The 21,800-nt window shown below is 70.1% G+C and carries 21 protein-coding genes; 7 read left to right on the top strand and 14 right to left on the bottom strand.

Annotated elements, in window-relative coordinates; translation table 11 throughout:
- Positions 1 to 89: 89 nt before the first annotated feature.
- The 14 genes from O7601_RS22195 to O7601_RS22130 all read right to left on the bottom strand — a co-directional run bounded on the left by O7601_RS22195 (position 90) and on the right by O7601_RS22130 (position 15,588).
- Complete coding sequence (locus O7601_RS22195) at positions 90 to 1,199, bottom strand: 2-oxo acid dehydrogenase subunit E2 (RefSeq protein WP_281563015.1); 1,110 nt, start codon at positions 1,197 to 1,199, stop codon at positions 90 to 92.
- Positions 1,192 to 2,214 carry a transketolase C-terminal domain-containing protein gene (locus O7601_RS22190; RefSeq protein WP_281563014.1) on the bottom strand — a complete coding sequence of 341 codons (1,023 nt, stop codon included), beginning with the start codon at positions 2,212 to 2,214 and terminating at the stop codon, positions 1,192 to 1,194. The genes O7601_RS22195 and O7601_RS22190 overlap by 8 nt, the downstream gene beginning before the upstream one ends.
- The gene (locus O7601_RS22185; RefSeq protein WP_281563013.1) at positions 2,207 to 3,118 is read right to left on the bottom strand and encodes a thiamine pyrophosphate-dependent dehydrogenase E1 component subunit alpha; all 912 of its coding nucleotides are present in this window, start codon (positions 3,116 to 3,118) and stop codon (positions 2,207 to 2,209) included. Before O7601_RS22185 ends, O7601_RS22190 begins: the two co-directional genes overlap by 8 nt.
- Entirely contained in the window at positions 3,111 to 4,610 is a 1,500-nt protein-coding gene (locus O7601_RS22180; protein WP_281563012.1) for an AMP-binding protein, read from the bottom strand. Before O7601_RS22180 ends, O7601_RS22185 begins: the two co-directional genes overlap by 8 nt.
- On the bottom strand, positions 4,607 to 5,512 hold the full coding sequence (locus O7601_RS22175) for a diiron oxygenase (RefSeq protein ID WP_281563011.1): 906 nt from the start codon (positions 5,510 to 5,512) through the stop codon (positions 4,607 to 4,609). The genes O7601_RS22180 and O7601_RS22175 overlap by 4 nt, the downstream gene beginning before the upstream one ends.
- A complete protein-coding gene (locus O7601_RS22170) occupies positions 5,509 to 5,751 on the bottom strand; it encodes a phosphopantetheine-binding protein (protein WP_093405757.1) in 243 nt (80 codons plus the stop codon). Before O7601_RS22170 ends, O7601_RS22175 begins: the two co-directional genes overlap by 4 nt.
- 1 nt (position 5,752) lies before the next feature.
- Positions 5,753 to 6,664, bottom strand: a complete 912-nt coding sequence (locus O7601_RS22165; protein WP_281563010.1) for a transglutaminase domain-containing protein — start codon at positions 6,662 to 6,664, stop codon at positions 5,753 to 5,755.
- Positions 6,661 to 9,021 carry a peptidase domain-containing ABC transporter gene (locus tag O7601_RS22160; RefSeq protein WP_281563009.1) on the bottom strand — a complete coding sequence of 787 codons (2,361 nt, stop codon included), beginning with the start codon at positions 9,019 to 9,021 and terminating at the stop codon, positions 6,661 to 6,663. Before O7601_RS22160 ends, O7601_RS22165 begins: the two co-directional genes overlap by 4 nt.
- Complete coding sequence (locus O7601_RS22155; RefSeq protein WP_170863468.1) at positions 9,018 to 9,746, bottom strand: SDR family oxidoreductase; 729 nt, start codon at positions 9,744 to 9,746, stop codon at positions 9,018 to 9,020. Before O7601_RS22155 ends, O7601_RS22160 begins: the two co-directional genes overlap by 4 nt.
- Positions 9,739 to 10,938: a class I adenylate-forming enzyme family protein gene (locus tag O7601_RS22150; protein ID WP_281563008.1), complete on the bottom strand. Its 1,200-nt coding sequence runs from the start codon at positions 10,936 to 10,938 to the stop codon at positions 9,739 to 9,741. Before O7601_RS22150 ends, O7601_RS22155 begins: the two co-directional genes overlap by 8 nt.
- A gap of 3 nt (positions 10,939 to 10,941) precedes the next feature.
- On the bottom strand, positions 10,942 to 11,208 hold the full coding sequence (locus O7601_RS22145; RefSeq protein WP_281563007.1) for an acyl carrier protein: 267 nt from the start codon (positions 11,206 to 11,208) through the stop codon (positions 10,942 to 10,944).
- Between the two features lie 3 nt (positions 11,209 to 11,211).
- A complete protein-coding gene (locus O7601_RS22140; RefSeq protein WP_281563006.1) occupies positions 11,212 to 12,939 on the bottom strand; it encodes a condensation domain-containing protein in 1,728 nt (575 codons plus the stop codon).
- A 75-nt stretch (positions 12,940 to 13,014) separates the two neighbouring features.
- On the bottom strand, positions 13,015 to 14,529 hold the full coding sequence (locus tag O7601_RS22135; RefSeq protein ID WP_281563005.1) for an AMP-binding protein: 1,515 nt from the start codon (positions 14,527 to 14,529) through the stop codon (positions 13,015 to 13,017).
- A 57-nt stretch (positions 14,530 to 14,586) separates the two neighbouring features.
- Complete coding sequence (locus O7601_RS22130; RefSeq protein WP_281563004.1) at positions 14,587 to 15,588, bottom strand: ParB N-terminal domain-containing protein; 1,002 nt, start codon at positions 15,586 to 15,588, stop codon at positions 14,587 to 14,589.
- A gap of 406 nt (positions 15,589 to 15,994) precedes the next feature.
- Between O7601_RS22130 and O7601_RS22125 the strand changes: the two genes are divergently transcribed.
- The 7 genes from O7601_RS22125 (at position 15,995) to O7601_RS22095 (ending at position 21,796) form a co-directional block, all read left to right on the top strand.
- On the top strand, positions 15,995 to 17,179 hold the full coding sequence (locus tag O7601_RS22125) for a radical SAM protein (RefSeq protein WP_281563003.1): 1,185 nt from the start codon (positions 15,995 to 15,997) through the stop codon (positions 17,177 to 17,179).
- On the top strand, positions 17,169 to 18,077 hold the full coding sequence (locus O7601_RS22120) for an HEXXH motif-containing putative peptide modification protein (protein ID WP_281563002.1): 909 nt from the start codon (positions 17,169 to 17,171) through the stop codon (positions 18,075 to 18,077). The genes O7601_RS22125 and O7601_RS22120 overlap by 11 nt, the downstream gene beginning before the upstream one ends.
- A gap of 66 nt (positions 18,078 to 18,143) precedes the next feature.
- Entirely contained in the window at positions 18,144 to 18,302 is a 159-nt protein-coding gene (locus O7601_RS22115) for a hypothetical protein (protein WP_170863464.1), read from the top strand.
- Positions 18,303 to 18,383: 81 nt separating this feature from the next.
- Positions 18,384 to 19,529, top strand: a complete 1,146-nt coding sequence (locus O7601_RS22110) for a YcaO-like family protein (protein WP_281563001.1) — start codon at positions 18,384 to 18,386, stop codon at positions 19,527 to 19,529.
- A complete protein-coding gene (locus O7601_RS22105; RefSeq protein WP_281563000.1) occupies positions 19,522 to 20,235 on the top strand; it encodes a TfuA-like protein in 714 nt (237 codons plus the stop codon). Before O7601_RS22110 ends, O7601_RS22105 begins: the two co-directional genes overlap by 8 nt.
- Positions 20,235 to 21,086, top strand: coding sequence for a class I SAM-dependent methyltransferase (locus tag O7601_RS22100; protein WP_281562999.1), 852 nt, complete (start codon positions 20,235 to 20,237; stop codon positions 21,084 to 21,086). The genes O7601_RS22105 and O7601_RS22100 overlap by 1 nt, the downstream gene beginning before the upstream one ends.
- Positions 21,080 to 21,796: a hypothetical protein gene (locus tag O7601_RS22095; protein ID WP_281562998.1), complete on the top strand. Its 717-nt coding sequence runs from the start codon at positions 21,080 to 21,082 to the stop codon at positions 21,794 to 21,796. Before O7601_RS22100 ends, O7601_RS22095 begins: the two co-directional genes overlap by 7 nt.
- The last annotated feature ends 4 nt before the right edge of the window (positions 21,797 to 21,800 follow it).

Below are 21,800 nucleotides of genomic sequence, written 5' to 3'. Positions count from 1 at the left end.
ACCGATGGAGCGTGGAGGCCACAGAATATCTCCGAAATGTCGGCAAAGACGCCGCCCTATCGTGTTCAACCAACAGCCGGTGGCGGTCGTCATCGTGACTCCAGGTCGGCCTTGACCGCCCGTAGGAATGCCGCCGCCGACCGGCCGTTGATAAAGCGATGGTCGTATGCGAGACCGAGATGGAGATACTCGCTTGTCGTGACGGATCCGTCACCCTGAAGTGTCAACTCGCGCTGCATCGAGGCAAGCGACAACGCACAGGTGTGCTCCGGGAAAATGAGCGGCTGTGCGTGGACGATGTCGGCGTCCGTGTGGATCGTGAGCGCGATGTTCGATCCGGTGAGATCCGCTTCGGCGAAGCCGCCACGAACCGCGGCATGCCGGAACCGCAGCAGATCGGCCGCGATGTCCCGCAGCGGTCGGGTGTCGGCGTCGGCGACGACCGGCAGGTAGAGGCCCTTCCCGACGTCGATCGTGACACCGACGTGGGCACCGGGCCGTACGGTCGCCGCCTCGTCGTCCACCGGACGTGCGAAACACAGGGGGAACTCGGCCCGCTGCGCCGCGATCGCTTCGACGACAAGCTCCGCAACGCCGAGATAGCCGATGGACGCCGCCTGCTCACGCAGGCGTCGTCCGAGCCGGTCGGCGACAACCTTCACCACGGTGTAAGCGGCGGGGATCTCACGGTGTGCGGCGGACACGGTGCGGGCGATCCGTCGCTGCGCGGGTGTGAGGGTCACCCGGTCGGCCGCGTCCGGCGCCGGCTTCCCGGCGACGAGCCGTTCGATGTCCGACCGGGAGACGACCTGCTTACCGATCGAACGTATCGCCGCGTCGGTGAGACCATGTCGAGCCATGAGCTGCCGAGCCGGTTCGGTGACGGTGAACGCGACCGGATCGGTGCCGGCGGTCACCGATGCGGCACCGGGAGCATCGGTGTCCGCCCGCGACCGCTGTAGATGGTCGCCGTCGGCGACGGTGGCGACCAACTGCCCGGGGTGGCAGGTGGCGGGTGCGTCCAACCGGTGCCACAGCATTCCGGCGACGTCCGTGACCAGTTCGTGCGCTGCCTTGGACGTCTCCACGAGAGCCACTGCGGTCCCCACGCCGACCGGTGCGCCGTCGCCGACCAGCCATTCGAGGAGCGTGTACTCGTCGTCGGTCGCATTGAGCCGGGGCAGGCGGAGGTCACCCACGGGCGACCGCCGTCACCGTGGCACGGATATCGTCGGCCTGCACCAGCACCGCACGCTCCAGATGAGCGGCGGCAGGGATGGTGCCCGACGGCGCGTGGAGCAGTCGGACGGGCCCGGACAGCAGGTGCCACATCCGCTGGTGGATGGCGTGGGCGACCTCGGCTCCCCAAACCCCGCCGGCCATCGCGTCCTCGACGACCACCACCCGCCGCGCCCGGCCGACGAGCGGGGCCAGCGGGGCCGGGTCGAACGGGTAGAGCCGGGACGGCACCACCGCCCGCACCGCTGTCTCGTCACCGAGATAGGCGTCGCGCATCGCCCGGAGGACCCGGTCGGTGAGGCCGCCCGGCGCGATCACGACGACGTCGACCGGATCCACGTCGCGAATGCCCAGCACCGCGAAGTCGCAGGAACCACCGATCACCTCACAGTGGAACATCTCGTCACCGGTGGCCGCGCCGAACCGCCGCCGGCCGTAGAGCACCTTGTCCTCGAAGTACAGCGCGGGAGCGGCGGAGTCGAGGATCTGGGCGAGTGTCGGGTACCCGTCGTGCACCGGGCTCATCTCGTACAGGGCGACATTGGGGATCCCCAGGAAGTGCTTCTGGAGGCTCTGGCTGTGGGTGGGACCGTAGCCTCGGTTGCCGCCGGTCGGGCAGCGGATCACCAGTGGCATCCGCACCTGCTCGCCGTACATGCTGACCACCTTGCCGGCGAGATTCGCGATCTGGTCGAAGCACAGGGTGGTGAAGTCGGAGAACATGATCTCCACCACCGCTTCCCGGCCCCGCAGGGCCAGGCCCACCGCGAAACCGACGATCGCCTGCTCGCTGATCGGCGTGGTGAGTACCCGGTCGGGATGCTCGGTGGAGAGGCGCCGGGTGACACCGAAAGCTCCGCCGTACGGGTCGGCCACGTCCGCACCGATCAGGTAGAGATCCGGCCGCCTCGTGAGCAGGGCGGCCAGCGCACGGTTGAGGTGCGCACCGACCCGCTCCGCGCGCTGGTCATCCATGACCGGCACCGATCAGCGGCCGGGCCAGTACCTCGTCGACCACGTCGCGGATCCTGGCGGTCGCGACGGCGTCGAGCCGGTCGACCTGCTCGGGGAAGGCCGCGCGGCACCGTGCGTACCAGTCGCGTCCGGCGACGGCGTCGAGCTGCGCCGGGGTACGGGTGTCGTCGCCCTTGCTGTGCGGTCCCAGCCGTACCGTCTCGAACTCGACCACCAGCGGGGCGCCGTCGTGGCGGACCTCGGCGATGAGCGGCGCGAGGGTGGTCCGTACTCGGTGGATGTCGACATCGACCAGCTTGACGTGCCGGATGCCGAACCCGGCGCAGCGCCCGGCGACGGTCCCGGCCATCTGGGCGTGGGTCGGAGTGGACTGGGCGATCCCGTTGTGTTCGACGATGACGACCAGCGGTGCCCGCCAGAGCGCGGCGAGGTTGAGCGCCTCGTACACCACGCCCTGCCCCCAGGTGCCGTCGCCGATGTAGGCGACCGAGACCGCCCCTGCGCCGGTGCGACGCAGGTCGAAGGCGGCACCCACCGCGACGGGTACCAGCTGCCCCTGGACCCCCGTGGAGATGAAACCGGCCCGGCGGATGTGCTGCGAGCCGCCCATCCCGCCACACACCGCACCCACCCGGCCGGCCAGCTCGGCGAGCAGGCCGGCCGGGTCGTCGTACCTGGCCAGGTAGTGCCCGTGTCCGCGATGGTTGCTGAACACCTCGTCGTCCGGCCGGAGCAGGGACTCGACGGCCACCGGGATGTACTCCTGCCCCAGACAGGTGTGGGTGGTGCCGCTGATGAGTCCGCGGCCGAGCAGGTCGAGTACCGCGTACTCGAAGCGGCGGATCGACAGCATCGCACTGAGGTCGGCGTCGGCGGGCGGGCACATCGGCGGGCACTCAGGCATGGGGGACGCGCTCCCCGCCGGTGAGGTCCCGGGCGCGCGCGGCGAGGCCCACGCGGTCGATCTTGCCGTTCGCTGTGTGGGGCAGCGCCTCGACGTGCTGGCACAACCTCGGCACCAGGTAGCCCGGCACGAGCGAGGCCATCGGGCCGCGGACGTCCAGGCCGGGCGCACCGACGTAGAACACCGCCAGTTCGGTTCGCCCGGCCGCCTCGTACGCCACCGCGACGGCCCGCTGCACACCGGGCACCTGCTCGACGTGCCACTCGACCTCGTCCAACTCGACCCGATACCCGCGCAGCTTCACCTGGCGGTCCATCCGGCCGAGGTAGGCGAGTTCAGCACCGGCGAGCTGCCGGACCCGGTCGCCGGTGCGGTACCAGCGCCGGCCGTCACCGGTGTGGAAGCGGCCCTGATCGTCGGCGGGGTCGAGGTAGCCGGGGAACAGCTGCGTCCCGGTCACGCACAGCTCACCTTCGACGCCGTCGACCCCGTCCTCGATGATCCGGTACCGCAGATGCGGGTACAGCGGGCCGATCGGGACGACACCGTGCACGGCGAGGTCGGCGGAGTCGGTGGAGAGCCGATGCGCCGAACAGGCGATGGTCAGCTCGGTCGGGCCGTAGAGGTTCTCCACGGCGGACCCGGGTGCCGCCCGCTGCCAGTCCAGGGCGTCGGTCAGGCGCAGCGCCTCACCGCAGAACAGGCTCCACCGCAGCGTCGGCATCGCACCGGGGGCCAGCCCGCCCCGGCGCCGTACCACGGCGATGGCACTCGGCACGGAGAACCAGAGCGACACCCGCTCGGCGGCCAGGAAGTCCGGTAGCGCGGCGAACACCTGTGGTGGCGTGGACACCACCGTCGCGCCCGCGCCCCAGGCCATGAACAGGTCGAACATCGCCAGGTCGAAGGTCTGGTCGAAAGTCTGCGAGCAAACGTCGTCGGGGCCGATGTCGTACCGCCTGAGGTTGTACCGCAGGAAGCTGTCCATGTTGGCGTGCGTGATCGGGGCGCCCTTGGGCTGGCCGGTGGAGCCCGAGGTGAACAGCACGTAGGCGGCGTCGTCGTACACCGCTTCGGGCAGGGTGAGCAGCGGCGTCGTGGCCGGCGCCGCCACCCGAAGGCCGGGCAGGGCGGCGACGAGGTGCGGCAGGGCCGCCACCGACCGGTCGGCGATCACCGTGTCGACACCGGCGATGGCCGCCATCCGGCAGGTCCGGGCGGCCGGGAAGGCCGGGCTGAGCGGCACCGCCGTGGCACCGGCGTAGAGCGTGGCGAGAAGTCCCGCGTACGACTCGATGCTGCGCGCCGCGAGGATGCCGACGGTCCGGGCACCGCCGGCGGTCAGGTCACCGGCCCAGCGTCGGGCCACGTCGTCCAGCTGGGTGTAGGTCCACTCCTGGCTGCCGATTCGCAGCGCGACGCGGTCGGGTGCCGTCGCCAGGCCGGCGGTGAACCACTCGTGCAGGAGCCGTCGCGGTAGCTGGCCGGTCACCAGGCGACCGTTTCCTCGGTGAACAGGCCCATCCGACCGAAGAACCGGGTGGTCTTGCGCATCACGGCCCGGTGGAACTCCTGACGGTAGGGGTTGCCGATCACCTCGGACCGGATGCGCCTGGCGCCGTCGAGGCCCGCGTCGGCGTACACCGCCGGGTTGTAGAAGGCCCGCAGGCACGAGGTGATGTAGCGCGACAGATACGCCGCGGCTCTCTCGACCTCCTCCGGTGTCGCGTTCCGGGTGGCTTCGTCGTACAGCGCCCACATCATCTGCCGGCCGAACGCGATGTGTCTCGACTCGTCCTGGTGATGGACGGCGTTGATCCGCTGCGCGATCTCCGGAAGCCGGGTGTCCGTCGCCATCTTCGCGTTGAAGTAGTCGCACAGTTCCTCGGCGATGAGAATGCGACCGAAGACCATGACGTCGCGGATCGCGTCGTTGCCCTCGGCGGCCTGTCCGACGACACGTTTGGTGCCGTAGACCCTGCCCCCGTACCGGTTGCAGAACTGGGCGAAGAACCACATGTGCTCGTTCTCTTCATGAATGAAGTCGTGGAAGAACTCCGACAGTCCCGGGTAGCGCGTGTCGTAGATCCGTCCGGCCACCTCACCGATCAGGTCCCGGATGAGGTGAACGTTGAGGCTGAAGAAGTTGACCGCCTCGGCCTGGGTCAGGCGCAGCCGATCGGTCTCCGACAGGCGGTCCCACACCGGGGTGCCGTAACACGTGGTCAGCTCCGGGCTCATCCAGTATTGATCGGTCGGCAGTTCGCGCGGCCAGTCGAAGACGTCGAAGACGTGGTAACGCTGGTCGCGCGATTGATCACTCAACTTGGCGGCGACGGTGGCGAGCCGAGCCCAGGTCGGCCGCAGCTGTTCCTCCTCGGCGAGGCCGCTCATACCAGACCCCTGACCGCGGCCCAGATGGTGCCGGGCGTCGCGAACACCTCTGGCCGCAGCAGCCCGGGCGGGAGTTCGATGTCGAACTCGGTCTCCAGATTGACGATCAGCTCGACCACCTCCAGCGAGTCGACCCCCAGGTCGGACAGGCCGCGGTCGGGGTCGAGTGGCGTGTCGGCGCCGAGCAGCCGGCTACGCTGCCGGATGAGCGATTCGAAGGCGGGTGGCCAGTCCACCATGTCAATCTCCTGTCTCGACGTAGGTGGGAAACTTCGCGGCAACCGGCTGACCGGCATGGGTCACGAGGTCACGTCGTCGGGCGCCGACGCGGCCGAGGACGGTGCCGAGCGACGAGGTCCGCTGCCACCCCGGTCCGGCGATGCCCCAGTGCCGCAGCGCGTCCACGAGTACCGGGTCGACGGGAACCCAGACCCCGTCCAGGTGGAACTCGGCCCACGAGTGTGACGCGGAGATGGGCGGGGTCAGTGACCTGCCGTGGGAGAACCGTGCCGCCAGTCCCCGGCGGCCGGCCTCCTCGACCAGCAAGTGGGCCACGCCGACGCAGTCCCCGACGCCGGTGGCCCGGACGAAACTGGCATCGGCGCGCAGCGTCTCGGGGAGCCAGAGAAACCGGATGTGCCGGGTCTCGTCCAGCAGGCCGAGCAGCGCGGCCGGCAGCTCTGGCCACCTGCGTGGCCGGTCGAACGTCACCGAGTGCAGGACGGCGCCGTCCTCCGGCACCGCGCCTGTCTCGTGCCAGTCGTCCTCCGGCACCGCGAGGCGGTACCGGCACGGCCCGGCATGGCCGGGCTCCGGGCACCGTGCCACGTAGTCCATCCGGTAACGGGTGACGGCGGCGGGGCGCTCCAGCTCCCGGATCCACCAGGCCAGCACCCTCCGCTCGCGGGACCGCGCGAACAGGTGAACCGCCACGTTGCGCAGGTCGGTGGCGTCGAACCGGCTGCCGTCCGGACCGGACGTCGAGGGTAGGCCAGCGGCGGCGAGGAAGGCGGTCGTGGGCTCGTCGATCTCGTACCTGGCGACGGCGGTGGCGGCGTCGACCTCGAACCGCCGGTGTCTGTCCGGGACACGCAGGATCAGCGCCAGCAGGTCGTCGAGTGCCCCGGCGTCGAGGCCCTGCGGCGCGGTCACGGCGCAGCCCCTACGAGCCGTCGGTACGGGCCGTCCTCGGCGATGAGGCTCTCGTGTCGGCCGCGTTGGACGATCCTGCCGTCGCTCATCACCAGTATCTGGTCGGCGGCTTCCGGGTGAGACAGCCGGTGCGCGACCACCACCAGGGTGCGGCCCGTTCCGCGCAGGTTGGTCACGATCCGGTCCTCCGTGAGCCGGTCGAGGGCGCTTGTCGCCTCGTCGAGGATGAGCAGTTCACAACCGCGGATCAGGGCCCGGGCCAGCGAGATGCGTTGGATCTGACCACCCGACAGGCCCGCCCCGGCGGCGCCGAGCAGCGTCTCGTACCGCATCGGCATCGCGTCGATGTCGTCGTGGACCTCGGCCAGCCGCGCCGCCGCAATGACGTCGTCGAGAGTGCACTCCGGCCGGCCCAACGCGATGTTCTCCCGGATGGTGCCGGCGAACAGCCGGGCGTCCTGGCGTACGTAGGCCATCGACCGCCGCACGGCAGGTCGGTCGAGCTGCTCGAACGGCCTCCCGTCGAGGTGGACCGTGCCGGCGCTGGGCAGGTAGAGCCCAGCCAGCAGCATGGCCAGCGTCGACTTGCCGGAGCCGGACGCACCGACGACGAGGGTGAACTGACCGGGCACGATCTCGAAGTCGATGTCGGCCACCGCCGGTGTCCTGGTGCCGGGGTAGGCGAACCGGACCGCGTCGAGCCGGACCGCGCCGGTGACCCGGGCCGGCGCCACCGCGTCCGGACCGGCCTCGGGGCGAGCGTCGAGGATGTCGGCCAGCCGGGTCAACGTCGCTCGTAGCCCGGCGACCTGCAGGCCGGTCTGGGTGAGACTGGCCAGCGGCACGAACATGCCCAGGGCCAGGGCGGAGAAGCCCACCACCCGGGACAGTGAGATCTCGCCCCGGTCGAGCAGGACCAGACCAGCGGCGAGCACGGTGAGGGGCGCCAGGAACTGGATCGCCGTGCTGGCGGCCTCGCAGACGGCGAGGAACCGCCGGCTGCTGGTCCTGGCATTCACCTCGGCGGCGAAGGTGTGGCTCCAGTTCTCGGCCGCCGCACCCTCCAGCCCGGACGCCTTGAGCGTCGGCACGCCGTCGAGCAGTTGGAACAGCTCAGTCTGTGCCCTCGCCTGCGCCTCCAGCAGCGCGGCGGTGAGGTACTCCTGCCGGCGCCAGCTGACGGCGAGCACACTGACCTGGACGACGGCGAGAGCGAGTACCAGCGTGCCAAGGCGCGGGTCGGCGATGACGACGAGCCAGCCGTACACCAGCACCAGCACGCCGTCGAGCACGGCCGACAGCGCACTCCCGGTCAGCACCTGACGGACCGCGTTGCTGGTACGGACCCGGATCGCGAGGTCGCCGGTGTGGCGGCGGGCGAAGTAGTCGAAGGGCAGGGACACGAGATGTTGGACCGTTCCCAGGGTCACCGACTTGTCGGCGAGAGTCTGGATGGACAGCAACGCCATCCGCCGGGCGGTCTGCATCCAGAAGTACATCGCGAACAGCACCAGCGGCGCGGCGACGAACAACCAGACGCTGGCCGGTTCGCCGGGCCGGCTGGCCCAGTCCACGACGTAGGAGGAGGCGATCGGCACGACCAGGCTGCACAGGGTCAGGGCGACCGAGGTCAGAACCAGGGGCAACCAGGCGCTGGTGCGGGGGAAGAACCTGGTCGCGTAGGGCATGCGAGCGGCGCCGAGGGCTCGGCGGCCGGCTGCGCGCGTCGGATCCGCGCCGCCGATCGGCGGGTGGAACTCCAACGCCACCCCGGTGAACGCCTTGCCGGCCTCCGCCAGGCTGACCTTGCGTCGCCCGAAGGACGGATCGACGACGTATATGTGGCTGTCGGTCACCCGCTCCAGCACGACGAAGTGGACGAAGTTCCAGAACAGGATGGTGGCCGGGGGAAGGTTACGCAGCCCGCCGATGGAGACGCGGACACCGCGGGCGACAAGGCCACGACGCCGGGCGGCGGCCAGCATCGAACGGGCCGCGACCCCGTCCCGGCCGGTGTCGGTCTCGGTCCGGAGGGCATCGAGCGGCACCGGCTGACCGAAGTAGGCGAGGACCATCGCCAGGGCGGCGGCCCCGCAGTCGCTCATCTGGGACTGGATCACGACTGGTACACGGTTGCGCCGATACGCCAGCGCCGCCCGCAGGTTTCGCCACCGCAGGTCACGCAGGAAACCCAGCCCTGGTCGGGCCCGCCAGCGCAGGTCCACCGGCTCTCCGGTCTCCCGGGTGAGGCCGTAGTTGCGTACCGCCTCGCGCCGGAAACGTTGGCGCCGGTTGGTGAATTCGGTTGGCGGTGGGGTGGGCTGCTCCACCTGCCCACGCTCGTTCAGCGTGCTCATCCGCCGCTGCCCGAGTCGACCCGGACCACCTGCGCGGTGATGGCCGCCGCAGCGGGGGAGAGCAGGAACTCCACCGACCGCGCCACGTCGCCGGGGGTGGCGTCTCGGTCGAGCATGTTGCGACGGTGGATCGCGGCGCGGACGTCGTCCGCGATCGCGGTGGTCATCGCGGTGTCGATGAAGCCGGGAGCGACACAGTTCACGGTGATGCCCCGGCGGCCGACCTCGGCGGCGAGCACCCTGGAGAACCCTTCGAGAGCACACTTGGTGGCGGTGTAGGCGCCGAGCCCACGGAAGGTCCGGTGGGCCGCGATCGACGAGATGTTGACGATGCGTCCACCACTGCCGTACATCGCCTTGACCGCGGCCTGGCACAGGGACATGGGCACCTCGACGTTCAGCTGCCACATCCGGCTCACGTCGGCGCTGGCGGTGGCCACGTGCAGCGCACCGGTCGCCACCCCCGCGTTGTTGACGAGGCCGTGCAGGTCGGCGCAGCCCCGGATCCGGGTGGCCACCGCGACCCGGTCGTCGCCGCGGGTGAGGTCGGCGGGAAGGAACGTCAGGGCAGCACCGACGGTGTCCCGCAGGCTCGCGAGTTCGCCGGACAGGGTGCGCGATACGGCGACGACCCGGTATCCGGCGGTGAGCAGCTGGCGGGTGACCGCCAGTCCGATGCCGCGCGACCCGCCGGTGACGAACACCGTCCCGTTCGTCTCATCCACCACGGGCCGCCTTGCCGGAGGTGGCCACCGCGAGCTGGTCGACCACGGCGAACCGACGCGGCTGTTCCGGCGGGGAGAGCACCCGGCGGGCGTACGCCCTGACCCGCTGGACGACCACGTCGGGGTCGTTCTCGGACCGGGTGACGATGTCCACGCCGACAACGGCGCCGAGCACGCTGCTGCGGACCGCGTACACCCGGGCCGCGGCGACGTCCGGGTGCTCCTGCAACAGCCGGGCCACGTGACCCGGCACGACCTTCGTGCCGCCCACGTTTATGACATCGCCCTGACGGCCGAGGATGTGGACCCGGCCGTCGTGGACGGCAGCAAGGTCGCCGGTCGGCAGGTACGGCGCACCCGACCCGGACGACACCAGGAGTTCGCCGTCGCGGATTGCCAACGCCTTACCCTCCGGCCCGTACCCGTCGAGGACCGAGCGGGGCAGGCCGGGAAGCCCGTCGGTGACCGTGGCGATGCGGCCGAGTTCGGTGCTGGCGTAGATCTGCAGCACGCGGCGTGGGGTGAAGGCGGCCCGGATCAGCCGCAGCAAGCTCGCGTCCACCGGTTCGCCACCCATCGAGACGGTGTCTATCCGGGGTCGGGCGCTCTCGGTGCCCAGGTGCAGCGCTGCCATCCGCCAGAACGAGGGGGTGCCGGCGACGACGTCATAGTGCGCGGCTGGGCGGGTGGCGACATCGGTGGGGGTGAGGAAGTCGACGTGGGCGGCCCGGCCGAGCGCCTGACTCACGGCGGCCACCGCGGCGTACGTGGACGGGCTGTAGCCGACTCCCCACCACTCGCCGCCGGCCGCGTCGAGCCAGTCGGCACCGCGGCTCAGCTCGTGCCAGCTCCAGTGGGTCGGGGTGGGGGTGCCGGTGGTCCCCGACGAGAATATCCACACTCCGGGCGGCTGGCCGCCGGGCTCGCCGTCGGCCTCGGTGGTTCGCCGGATCCGCTCCTCGCCGACGTCCAGCAGGGCCTGCGGCCGAAGGTGAGTCAACGCCAGCGCGGCAGTGGTCGGGCCCACCAGGATGACGGACACGTCGAGCGGGCGCAGCGCGCGCAGCGCCACCACGAGGTCAGCTCCGGCGGTCACGTTGACCGCGAGGTGGCGTAGGCCGGCCGCGGCGACGGTGGCCCGCAGCCGCGCGACCCGCGAGCTGATCTGGTCATCACAGAGCGACACGGGCACGGATCAACCCGCCGCCGGTCGTAGGGCCTGGCACAGGTCACCGAGCGTATCCATGCGGTCGACGGCCACGACGTCGAGCAGGACACCCAGTTCCTGCTCGAACTCGACGATGAGTTCCGCCATCACGAGGCTGTCGATCCCCAGGTCGGCCAGCCGCATGGCGGCGGTATAGCGTGCTGCGGCATCGGTCGGTGGCACGGTGAGGACCCGGGTGGCCACCACGTCGAGGACCTTCTCGTCGATCATCGGGTCCGAGTGGACGTTCTCCACCGGTCAACCAACTCCATCCCTGAGTAGCGCCTCGGGCCGGTCGCCGGAGGCGGAGTCGTATCCGACCGAGATCCGTCCGGGCACCGCCAGGTATGGCCGGTGCGCGAGCGTGGCGCGGACCCGGTCGGCGAGTTCGTCCGCCGTGACCGGGACGTCGCCGGTCGTGACCTCGGCGGCGACCCGCGATCCACCGTCGTCCGCGATCTCCACGGCGGCCGTGGCGCTGGTGACCTCGGGATGCCTTTCGAGGGCCGCGGTGACCTCGGCCAGGTCGACGACCAGCAGCACCGCGCCGTCGGGTGCCCGCAGTGACGCGAGAGTCGGTGCGCCGGGCGGGGCCGCGGCGACCCGGCCGGAGTGATCATCCCCGTTCAGTCGCGCCCGGAAGGCGGTGACGAACCTGGTGAAGCTGTCCTGCGACATGCTGCCGCCGTCGACGGTCAGCCGGATCCGCAGCCCGTCGGGACGCTCGTTGACGGCGATCCGCAGGCCGTCGGCGATCCGCTGGAACGCGGGGGTGTACGCGCCACGTTCGATGGTGACCGGGGCGCGACCTGACGGGTCGAGGCCGGCGGTGACCGGGGCGCGACCTGACAAGTCGAGGTCGGCGGTGTCCTCAAGGTAAGTCATCAGCAGCGTGCGGTGGACGGGGTGGCCCAGCCGCCGTGCCGTTGCCGCCCACATCTCGTCCAGGACCTGCGGCGACACGTCCCGACGCGAGGTCGCCGTCAGTTGCTCTCGTCTGACCTGTACCAGCAGGTCGGCGGGCCGTGCCGGTCGGTCGAGCACGACCGGCACGGTGACGTCGAACATCCCGACGATGCCGCGCTCGGGGTGACGCCTGCCGTTCAGCCGCATCGAGATGGCGATCCGGTCCTGCGGCGTGACCAGGAAGACGGTGGCGGCGAACACGGCGAGCAGCCACTGGGCCGTGGTGAAGCCGGACTCCTGCCAGCGGCGGCGCAGCACTTCCCATTCGGGGCCGACGACGGGCAGCAGTTCGGTCCGGGCGGTGGGCGTGGCCGGTCCGCCGATGCCGGGAAGGAACTGGCAGCGAGGCGGGAGCCAGGGTGCGCGCCGTCGCCAGTACGCGGACACGGCCCGCGAGCGTCCGGTGGTGCCGGCAGCTGTCCGGGAGGTCACCGCGGCGAGATAGTCGGCGTCCTTCGGCTCGGCGCCGGGCGGGCGACCGAAGTACGTGTCCCATATCTCGCGCACGACGGCCATCCGAGCGGTGGCGTCGACGGCGAGGGCGGAGAACACCCCGATCGCCGCATGCAGCGTCGGTGAGAATCGCAGGAGTCGGATGATGAACGGGTAGTCGACCGCCAGATCGAAGGTGTGCCTGAGATCGGTCGCCAGCACGGCGCGTACGTACCGGGTGAACTGTTCGGTGTCGTTCGCGGTGACTCGGGTCAGCGTGACGATCGGGTGCTGGTCCGGAATCGGGCGAACCCACTGGACCGGGGCGCCGTCCTGCGTCGTGACGCCGATTCGCAGCCCCGCGTGCCTGGCCACTGTCGACCGCACCGCATCGACGAATGCGGAAACGTCCAGCGGACCGTCGACCCGATAGGACATCCAGAGGGATGTCATTGCCTCCGGCATTTCCTGGAGTGTGCGGTGAAGCGTGAGCTGACCCGGCAGCAACGCATAGACCGCGCGGTTTTCTGAATGGACCGCGTCGGTTTCGGTATCGGCCGCAGTGGGGCGGGCTTGTCGAGACGACATCCGGTCCTCATCCCAACAATGGTCATCGACGGGGGCTGACTCAAGATCGGCAGACTAACAATCTCCCCGATATCGTCAAGATGTCGGCACTTGAACGGGGGTCGGCGATCGGCGTGAGTCCACGATCGTGCGAATTCTGCGACGGTCGACTTTGCCGTGTGGGGTGAGTGGCAACGCGTCGAGCGTCACGCAGTGGACCGGCACCTTCGCCGGTTCGAGCCGGCCGGCCAGCTCCCTGAGCACGTCACTGGTTGGCCGGCCGGTGACCACCACGACGGTGAACGGGCCCCGCTCGTCCGGCGGAAGGGCGACGGCACCGCCGACACCGGCGATGTCCATCGCCGCCGCCTCGATCTCGGCGGTACTCGACCGCACCCCGCGATGCGTGAAGACATCGTCGCGCCGGCCGTGCAGGTACAGGTAGCCGTCCGCATCGAGGTGACCGCGGTCGCCGGTACGCAGTCGCCGTACCCCCGCGGTCAGCTGGAAGGCGGCGGCGCTCAGCCGCCGGTCGCGCCAGTAGCCGGACATGACGTTGCCACCCTCGACGACGATGTCACCGACGCTGCCCGGAGGCAGCGGACGCCCGCGACGGTCGACTACCCGTACCACGGTGCCGGGAATCGCGCGTCCGACCGAGCCGGGGCGCACCAGGTCGCCGTCCGGCTCCAGGATGGTGGCCCGTTTGCACTCGGTCAGCCCGTACATGTGCGTCAACGCGGCGCCGGGGAACGCGGCGCGCAGGCCGTCGGCGAGCTGCGCCGGCATCCGGGCGCCGGTGCTCGTGAACAACCGGACCGGCTGCGTTACCGGCGGCGACTTTCGGGCCGCCAGCCGGAGCAGCGCGGTGGCGATCTCGGGCACCAGGGGTACGACGGTGGCCTGGGCACTGGCTATCCGGTCCAGCAGGGCGAGGCCCTCTCCCGCCCCGAGGATCTCCAACCGCGCGCCAGCAGCCGTGCTGAGCAGGATCTGGTAGAGCCCGTAGTCGAACGACGGCGGCACGCAGGAGAGCACCACGTCGTCCGGCCGATATGCCAGGACCTGCCCGATCGCCTCGGTCGCGAAGAGGATCCGTTCGTGCGGGCAGACCACACCCTTGGGCTGCGAACTGCTACCCGAGGTGTACATCAGGAGTGCGGGCGCCGCCGACCCACCGTCGGTGCGGTCGGCGGCACTTGAACGCGGACCCGCGACGGGCTCGTCGAGGGTGGCCAGGATCTGCCCGAACCGCTCCGTGGACCAGGTCGGGGCTGGGACGTCGACACTCGCCGGGTCGACCCCGACCACCAGGCCCGGGGCAACGTCCGCGAGGACCGCACGAAGCTGGAACGGGCGCATCCCGGTCGACAGCGGCGCCAGCGTCAGGTCCGCGTACGCGGCGGCGAACAGGATCGCCGCGAAGCCGGCGCCGCCGGTTCGCGCGGCGATCCGGTCACCCGGCCGCAGGCCCGCCGCCCGGAACAGGTTCGCGAGGTTGATGCTGCGACGCCGGAGCTGTTGGTAGCTCCACCGATGGATCCGGTCGCCGACCGCGACGCGGTGTGGATGCCGTCGCGCGGCGGTGTCCAGCAAAGAGTTGATCCGCATGTCACCTGGTATCGGAGCAGGGCGCGACGAGACACGACGCTCGCGGCGTGGGGGCAGCTATTCGGCAAGCATCTCGCTGAACTGGTGCCACCCACCCGCACAGGCCTGGGCGACCGCCCGCAGCGGTTCGTGGCAGTGCGCGGGAACGGTTCCGGCGGCATCGGCGGACTGCGCGATGAACGTGAGCGTTGCCGTGAGCAGCCGGAGCAACGCCTTGCCGTGGTCGGTGTACCGCAGCGAGGGATCCTGGACGAGCCGCTCCAACCTCGGCCGGATGACGGCTTTGAGGTCCGCGGCTGTCGCCGGCAGCCGATCGGTGGATGCGGATGCCGGCGGCTCGGGTGCCGTCTCGGCGGCGGTCACCTCGACCGCCAGGGCGGGAGCCTCGCCGAGCGCCTTACGCCGGACGTCAAACGCCGTTCCCACGGAGATGCCCGCCCGGCGCGCTATCTCGCGCAGGCTGACACCCGGCTCACGGCGCACGATCTGCTCGGCCAACCGCCGGCCCGCCTCCGCCGACACCGGACGCCGGCGGCCGTCCCGGCCGATCCGGACGTTCAACTGGTGACTGTTGTCGGTTGAACGTCGCCGAAGCGCGGCCACGGTCTTCGCGGCGACCCCGCACACCGACGCGATCCGGCGGTCGGACCACTGGGAGTGCGAGGCGAGGATTCGCTCGGCCGCGGTCAGCCGATCCCGAGTGCTCAGTGGCAGGCCGTGCGCGATGTTCAACTGCACCGCCGCGACGAAGGCGTCCGCGTCGGAGCCGTCGAAGTAGACCACCGGCACTCGCCTGTCGCCCCGCGCACGTGCCGCCCGCAGTCGATGCATGCCGTCCACCACCCGCAGCGAGGACCGCTGGACAACGATCGGCGGCACCGCGTCGGTCAACTCTCCGAGCAGCCTCGTGTGGCTCGCGCTGATCCCGTCCAACCTCGGCGAGAAGCCCCCTCGCAGCGAACTGACATCGACCATTTCGATTTGCGGAATTGTATCCGCTGCCTCACTGTACGTGTTGTCGACCTCGGCGACCTGGCCGCTATCCGGTTGCCTCTTCATTTACACCCCGGTACCTGTTCTCCCCCGCATTGCACTTTGTCGCAGGTGCATCCGCGGCGCACATGGTACGACCGCGTGAGCATATTCAGCGCACATGGCGTGTACATGCGGGACCTGCGAAGTGGTGGAGTCGATGGGGCGGCGGAGTGCGCGTTCAAACCGCTCGTTGATCGGTCTTGTGGATCACGGTAGTGCCGGGTATGGTCCGAATCCCGAAGCCTCCAGCGTGTTATCGGGCTAGAAAATGGGCGGCGACGAGGCTGTGTTGTCCGTCTTCCTGTACGAGGTGCCGGATGTTTCCGGCACCTATTCGGGACGCATGGGCGGGATACCTGATGACCCGACAATCAGAACTGTCGACTGCGGATAAGGGCGATCTCCTAGATAGGTCACGGTGGTGGCAGCGATGACGACAGAGCAGGCGAACCTGCGAATACCCGGACCGGCTGAGCCGTTGTCGGTGATCCTGAAGCTGGTCGGCGACGCCTGCAACATCAACTGCTACTACTGCTACGAGAAGCGCAAGCCCTACGCCGGCTACGACAAGCTGCCCCTCGACGCCCTCGCGCGCCTGCTCGACCTGGCCGGCGGCCGGCCACTGAGCCTGGAACTGCACGGCGGCGAGCCGCTGCTGTACGGGATGGAGGCGACCGCCGACCTCCTGCGGCTCCTGCGGGGCTACCCGGGGAACATCTCCCTGAGCGTCCAGACGAACGCGACGATGTTGACACCCGAGTGGTTCGATCTGTTTGCCGAGGAATGGCCCGAGATAGACATTGGCGTTTCCCTCGATGGTGATCCTGAGGCCAACCGCAACCGGGTCGACTATCGCGACCGGAGCACCTCCGAGCGCGTCCATGTGGCATTGGAAATGGCCGCCGGGCGCGGTCTCGCGGTGGGCCTGATATCGACCGTGACGAAGGACGTGTCCCGGCGCCCGGAGGAGACGCTCGACTTCGTTGCCGGGTTCGACGCGGTGAAGGCGCTGAAATTCTCTCCCTGCTTCGACTTCAACGTCATGCCGAAACGCATTCCGGTCGGTAACCGCGAGACGATGCTGCCCCTGCTGCCCAAGGGGGAGGAGCATGCCGGTTGGGCGATCACGCCACTCGAGTTCTCCGCGTTCCTGGTCCGGGCGTACGACCACTGGCGCGGCTCCGGTCTGTTCCGGCGGTTCCTGCTGGAGCCGTTCACCAGCGTGATACGCGTGCTCGCCGGCCGCGACACCCGCTTCTGTCACTTCGCCGAACAGAAATGCGCGTTCGTGCTGACCCTCTATCCGGACGGCCGCCTTGGCAGCTGTGACGAGTTGGGTGTACCCGACGGGCTGCTCGGCACCATTCACGACCTGCCGTCCCTCGACGTGGCCACCTCCCTCGTCACCAACCCGACGCTGCGCGGCGGCCTCGACGAGCTGCTCGACAAGTGCGTGGGCTGTGGCTATCGGAGTACATGCGGCGGCGGTTGCCTCGCCACCCGCATGCGCTACCGCAACAGCGCCTTCTACGAGGACTACTGCACCCACCGGATCGAGATCATTGACCACATCGCGGCGGATATCGCCAGAGAGCGAGTAGCCAGTGAGCACTGACCTCGCACTGCCAGAAGTCTGGCCGGGCCTCGCCCAAGAGTTGGCGACGCTACGCGAGCATCGCGTGGCACAGGTACGCACCGCCGCGGCCCGCCTCGACGGGCGGTTCGTCGTGCCACCGGCCCTCGATGCCCGACAGTACGCCCTGATGCACCACTTCACGTACTCCATCACGGCGGCCGTGCGCGAGCGGCGCCTCGACGACGCACGTGACCTGGTCCAGCGTTGGGCAGCGGTGGGTGCGGCGGGCGGCGTGCCGGTGCTGCCGGGCCATGACGTGCGGGTCGTGGCGGCCGACCGTTGTGCGCGGTCCGACGACGACCGCTACGAGTCGCCGCTCTTCCTCGACCTGGAGCCCGACCGGCAGGCGGTGCCGTCGGCCCCGTGGCCGGCTGCCGGGGAGGCCATCAAACGCGCCGGCTTCGACCACTTCATCACGTCGGTGACCGGCGTCGTGGTCACCATGCAGCTACGCGCCGAACGCGACACCACCCAGAGCTACGCCCTGAAGGCGCTGCCCGGCACGATCTTCATCGACGTCGTGCAGGACCCAGTCCGCCTTGGTGAGCTGATCCTGCACGAGTCGGCACACACGTTGCTGAACGAGATCTTCGCGGCCTGCGGGGTCGAGCTGGATCCCGAGGCGCGCTGGTTCTCGCCATGGAAGCAGGCATACCGCCCGGCGTACGGCTTGCTGCACGCTGGCTTCGCCTTCGGGGTCCTCCAGAAGTACTTCGAGTACCACGCGGCAGCCGATGAACGGCCGTCCGCGTACGCCCGGATCCGAGCCGAGATCGGCTCGGAACAGTGGGACCTCGCGCGCGGATCAGTACGAGACGCCCTGACCGAGGTCCGCGATGAGCGGGTGGCGTCACTGCTGTGGAGCTTCGTCGCCTGAGGGCGTGCTCCCCAGCTCCGGACGCCGGCCGGTCCAGGTAAACCACCAGCCGCAGAAAGGAGCAGCATGAAGTCAGACCAGGAGTTCGAAGAGTTCGTGGACGCGATCCAGTCCGCCAACTTCGACCCTCGCGACACCCGCGCCACCGCGCACACGGCAGCGGTCTTCGCGAGCGACTGGGATCGCGTCGAGAAGGCGATCCAAGCCGACAAGACCGACAACTGATCCGGTGCGGCCAGTGGCTCCCGAGCCTCGGTGGCCACTGGCCGCTCCCGGTCGACAGCCTCGGAAGAGTAGCAAGTGATCATGCCGTCGAATCCCACCGAGGACGCCGTGCTGGCGATGGCCCGTGCCTGGTCCGCCGATGTGGGAGTGACCCGCAGCAGCAGCATCACCCGGCTCGACCGGGTGGGGGTGCCCGTCGCCATGGCCGTGCGCCCGGGAGCACTCGTCGGATCCCTTGTCGTCACGGGAGGCAAGGGGACGACGGAGGCGGCAGCCGAGATCGGGGCGCGGCTGGAGGCGATGGAACTCGCGGCGGCCGAGCACACTCGCTGTCAGGTGCCGCTCGTACGGACCACGTACCGGGCGATCGCCGCCCAGCTCGGCGGCGCCGCCGAGCTCCTGCGGCTCTGTCCCCGCCTGGGCGTCCGGATCCCGTTGGACGAGGAGGTGACCGCGGCGCAGGGGACGGACCTGCGCAGCGCCACGCCCGTCCTGCTGCCGAGCGAACTGGTTCTGCTGCCGCCACCGCCGGACGCTGCCGCCCGGGCGTACTTCGGCGCGAACTCCTTCGGACTGGGCTGTGGCCTGACGCTGGAGCAGGCCACGGCGCACGCCATGCTCGAGGTACTGGAGCGCGACGCCCTCTCGTTTCCGGCCGCCGCCGGTCAGGAATGGGCCATCGACGAGCACTCGCTGCCCGACCGGCTCACGAGCCTGACCGCGCGGATCCGTCGCGCGAACGTGGCGATCCGCCTGCTGGCCGTCAAGCAGGACCTGGGCCTGCCGGTCGCGCACGTCGTGCTGTGGGACCGCGACGAGACGGACCGGCGGTTCGTCAACGGCGGGCATGCCTGTGCGCTCGACCTCGACATGGCGATCGAACGTGCCCTGCTGGAGGCGTTACAGAGCCGCGCTGCCTTCATGCACGGCGGCCGTGAGGATCTGCCGAGCCTGGTCGACGTCGCGACGGATCAGGCCACGGTCGGTGAGCGCAGCGCGCTGTCCGACGTCCGGCAGCAGTTCAGCCAACCGGTACCCGCAGACGCCGTCGGGCTGGCCGACTGGCTGGCCGAACGCGGCATCGGCCCGGTGATCCGCTTCGTCCTCCGGGACGGAAGCACCGACGGGGCCTGGGTGGTACGCACCGTCATCGTCGGCTGCGAGTCGTATGTCGCCGGGCTCTCGCCCCGGGTGGGGCCACGGCTGGCGGCGTGGTCCCATGGCTGACCGGGATCTGATCTTCGTTGGGCCGACCGGCTACCAGTCGAACCTGCTCGGCGTCTCCGCGCGATATTCGGTGCTTCCGCCGCTGACCCGGGGAATGCTGGCACCGGCGCTACGCCACCACCCGTCCGGACGGGTGATCATCGTGGACGGTGGGTTCTACCACGAGTTCGCCGTCGACCACCGGGAGATATGCGCCGCGCTGCGCGACGGACGTGACGTGATCGGGCTGGGCTCCATGGGCGCGCTGCGCGCCGTCGAGCTGCGTACCCACGGCATGCGCGGCTACGGCGCGGTGGTGGGGCTCATCGAACGCCACGGACTCCACGACGACGAGGTCATGCTCCTGCACGCGGCCGAGCCGCCGTACCGGCCGGTGACGGTTCCGCTGGTGGAGGTGCGTGCGGCGCTCGGGCAGCTGCTGCTCGCCGGGCTGGTGGACGGCGAAGAGGTGGCGGGAGTCATCGCCGAGATCGGCGACCTGTGGTTCGGCGACCGCAGCCTGCCCAGGATCCTGCAGGCGCAGCAGCGGCGAACTCCGGACCGTCCGCACGTGGCAGCGGCACTACGCGGCAAGTTGCAGGGTCCGGCGCTGTTGAAGCGGATCGACCTGGAGTGCCTACTCACCGGCGCACCGCCGCCCGTGGTCCGCATGCTGCCCTGCGGCGCGGTCATCCCGAACCCGTCGCAGCCGCCCGGACCGGCCTGATGGTCACCATGCCGGACACCACAGTGGACTGGGCCCACATCTGCGCGAACGGCATCCCGTACCGCGATCCGGTGATCGGATCCTGCCTCGCCGACGTGCAGTGCCGCGACGACAGCGAGGTCGCCGGCCGCAGCGCTGCGGCGGTGCGCCGGGAACTCGACTGGCTCACCCTCACCGGCGACGAGCGGATCTACCACCCCTGGTGCGGCCCGGGCACCTACGCCCGCGAGATCGCGAACGGCACCGGCTGCCGCAGTTACCTCGGCGTCGATGTCAACCCGGCGGCGATCGTCGCGGCGCGCCGCCGATGCCCGGATCGACGGTGCCACTTCGAGGTCGGTGCCTTCGACACGGGCTCTATGGTGCCGGCGCACGACCTCTGTCTGCTCACCTATGAGCTGGTCAACCAGTTCGACCCGTCGACGCTCGGCCCAGCACTCGGCCGGATCGCCGCGGCCCTGCGGCCCGGCGGGCGGGTGTTCGCAGACGTGCGGACCCGCACCGGCTCGGGGATGCACCCGGTCGACCGTGAGTCCACCCACTATCCCGCCGGCACCGGCATCTTCCTGCGGACCGAGCACGTCGTCGAGTATCAGGCGCGGTTCGCGGCGGAAGGTCGCCTCTACCTGCAACGTTTCCGGATCACCCGGGACGACGGCCCGAGGCGGGAGTTCTACTCCTGGCTGTGGCTGTACGACCAGGACGAGATCGAGCGAGCCGCCGCGTGCGCCGGGCTTGCCCTGACCGCCGCCGCGCACGTCCACGCCGGCAGTGACATGCGGCCACCTTCGGCGGCCGGCTCGATCCAACTGGTATTGGCCAAGAAGGGGAAGGGCACGGAATCATGTTGACGACCTCGGAATCCCTCCTGGTGCACAGTATCGAGCAGTTCCTGACCCCGATGGAGTGCCAGGCGATCTGCGATGCGGTGGACCGGCAGATCACCGCCGACGGCCGCGCCGCCTTCGAGGGCGAGCGCGCCGTGTCGGTGCACGCCGTCGACGGGATGAGTACCCGCGACGTGATGGAGCTCTACGAACCGGCCGGGCGGTTGGAGCTCTTCCCGCTGCCGGTGGGGGCGACGACGGTACTGGACGAGGCGGCGCGGCGGGCCCTGCCGCACCTGCGCAGCCTGTTTCCCAGCGGCCGTCGCCTGACCTCGTGGATCTATCTCGAGTACGGCGTGGGCCAGTACATCACACCGCACATCGATATGCCGTTCGACGAGACCGACCCGGATCACGTGAAGGTCGCCGGGGTGAGCATCACCCTCAACGACGGCTTCTCCGGCGGCGATTTCGTGGTCGAGACCTGCGGCAGCCCAGACCTGTGGGAGGAACCCACTGACGAGCCGCGCAGCCTCCCCGAGGGCGACGGGCTGCGCAGGGTCCGCGAGGGCGCGGACCACACCACGCAGTGGTACAAGGCGCTGCCCCGGACCCGCTGGCGCACCCGGATGGCCGCCGGTGGCCTGGTCATGTTCGGCAGCCAGCTCAGCCACAGCACGGAGCCGGTCACCCACGGACGGATCAAGAAAGTCATCGGCTTCTTCACCAACTGACGGA

It is taken from the genome of Verrucosispora sp. WMMD573 (genome assembly GCF_027497175.1).
In the GTDB taxonomy this organism is placed as follows: Bacteria; Actinomycetota; Actinomycetes; order Mycobacteriales; family Micromonosporaceae; genus Micromonospora.
Note: the sequence above shows the minus strand (reverse complement) of the source record. Positions and strands in the feature narration are given on the sequence as shown.

What these genes read in the sequence shown, in the direction of transcription:
- O7601_RS22160 (WP_281563009.1), bottom strand. Translation starts at nt 9,021, where the DNA reads ATGAGCACGCTGAACGAGCGTGGGCAGGTGGAGCAGCCCACCCCACCG.
- O7601_RS22125 (WP_281563003.1), top strand. Translation starts at nt 15,995, where the DNA reads ATGACGACAGAGCAGGCGAACCTGCGAATACCCGGACCGGCTGAGCCG.
- O7601_RS22100 (WP_281562999.1), top strand. Translation starts at nt 20,235, where the DNA reads ATGGTCACCATGCCGGACACCACAGTGGACTGGGCCCACATCTGCGCG.
- O7601_RS22140 (WP_281563006.1), bottom strand. Translation starts at nt 12,939, where the DNA reads ATGTCGTCTCGACAAGCCCGCCCCACTGCGGCCGATACCGAAACCGAC.
- O7601_RS22175 (WP_281563011.1), bottom strand. Translation starts at nt 5,512, where the DNA reads ATGAGCGGCCTCGCCGAGGAGGAACAGCTGCGGCCGACCTGGGCTCGG.
- O7601_RS22105 (WP_281563000.1), top strand. Translation starts at nt 19,522, where the DNA reads ATGGCTGACCGGGATCTGATCTTCGTTGGGCCGACCGGCTACCAGTCG.
- O7601_RS22190 (WP_281563014.1), bottom strand. Translation starts at nt 2,214, where the DNA reads ATGGATGACCAGCGCGCGGAGCGGGTCGGTGCGCACCTCAACCGTGCG.
- O7601_RS22115 (WP_170863464.1), top strand. Translation starts at nt 18,144, where the DNA reads ATGAAGTCAGACCAGGAGTTCGAAGAGTTCGTGGACGCGATCCAGTCC.
- O7601_RS22130 (WP_281563004.1), bottom strand. Translation starts at nt 15,588, where the DNA reads ATGAAGAGGCAACCGGATAGCGGCCAGGTCGCCGAGGTCGACAACACG.
- O7601_RS22135 (WP_281563005.1), bottom strand. Translation starts at nt 14,529, where the DNA reads ATGCGGATCAACTCTTTGCTGGACACCGCCGCGCGACGGCATCCACAC.
- O7601_RS22170 (WP_093405757.1), bottom strand. Translation starts at nt 5,751, where the DNA reads ATGGTGGACTGGCCACCCGCCTTCGAATCGCTCATCCGGCAGCGTAGC.
- O7601_RS22095 (WP_281562998.1), top strand. Translation starts at nt 21,080, where the DNA reads ATGTTGACGACCTCGGAATCCCTCCTGGTGCACAGTATCGAGCAGTTC.
- O7601_RS22110 (WP_281563001.1), top strand. Translation starts at nt 18,384, where the DNA reads ATGCCGTCGAATCCCACCGAGGACGCCGTGCTGGCGATGGCCCGTGCC.
- O7601_RS22185 (WP_281563013.1), bottom strand. Translation starts at nt 3,118, where the DNA reads ATGCCTGAGTGCCCGCCGATGTGCCCGCCCGCCGACGCCGACCTCAGT.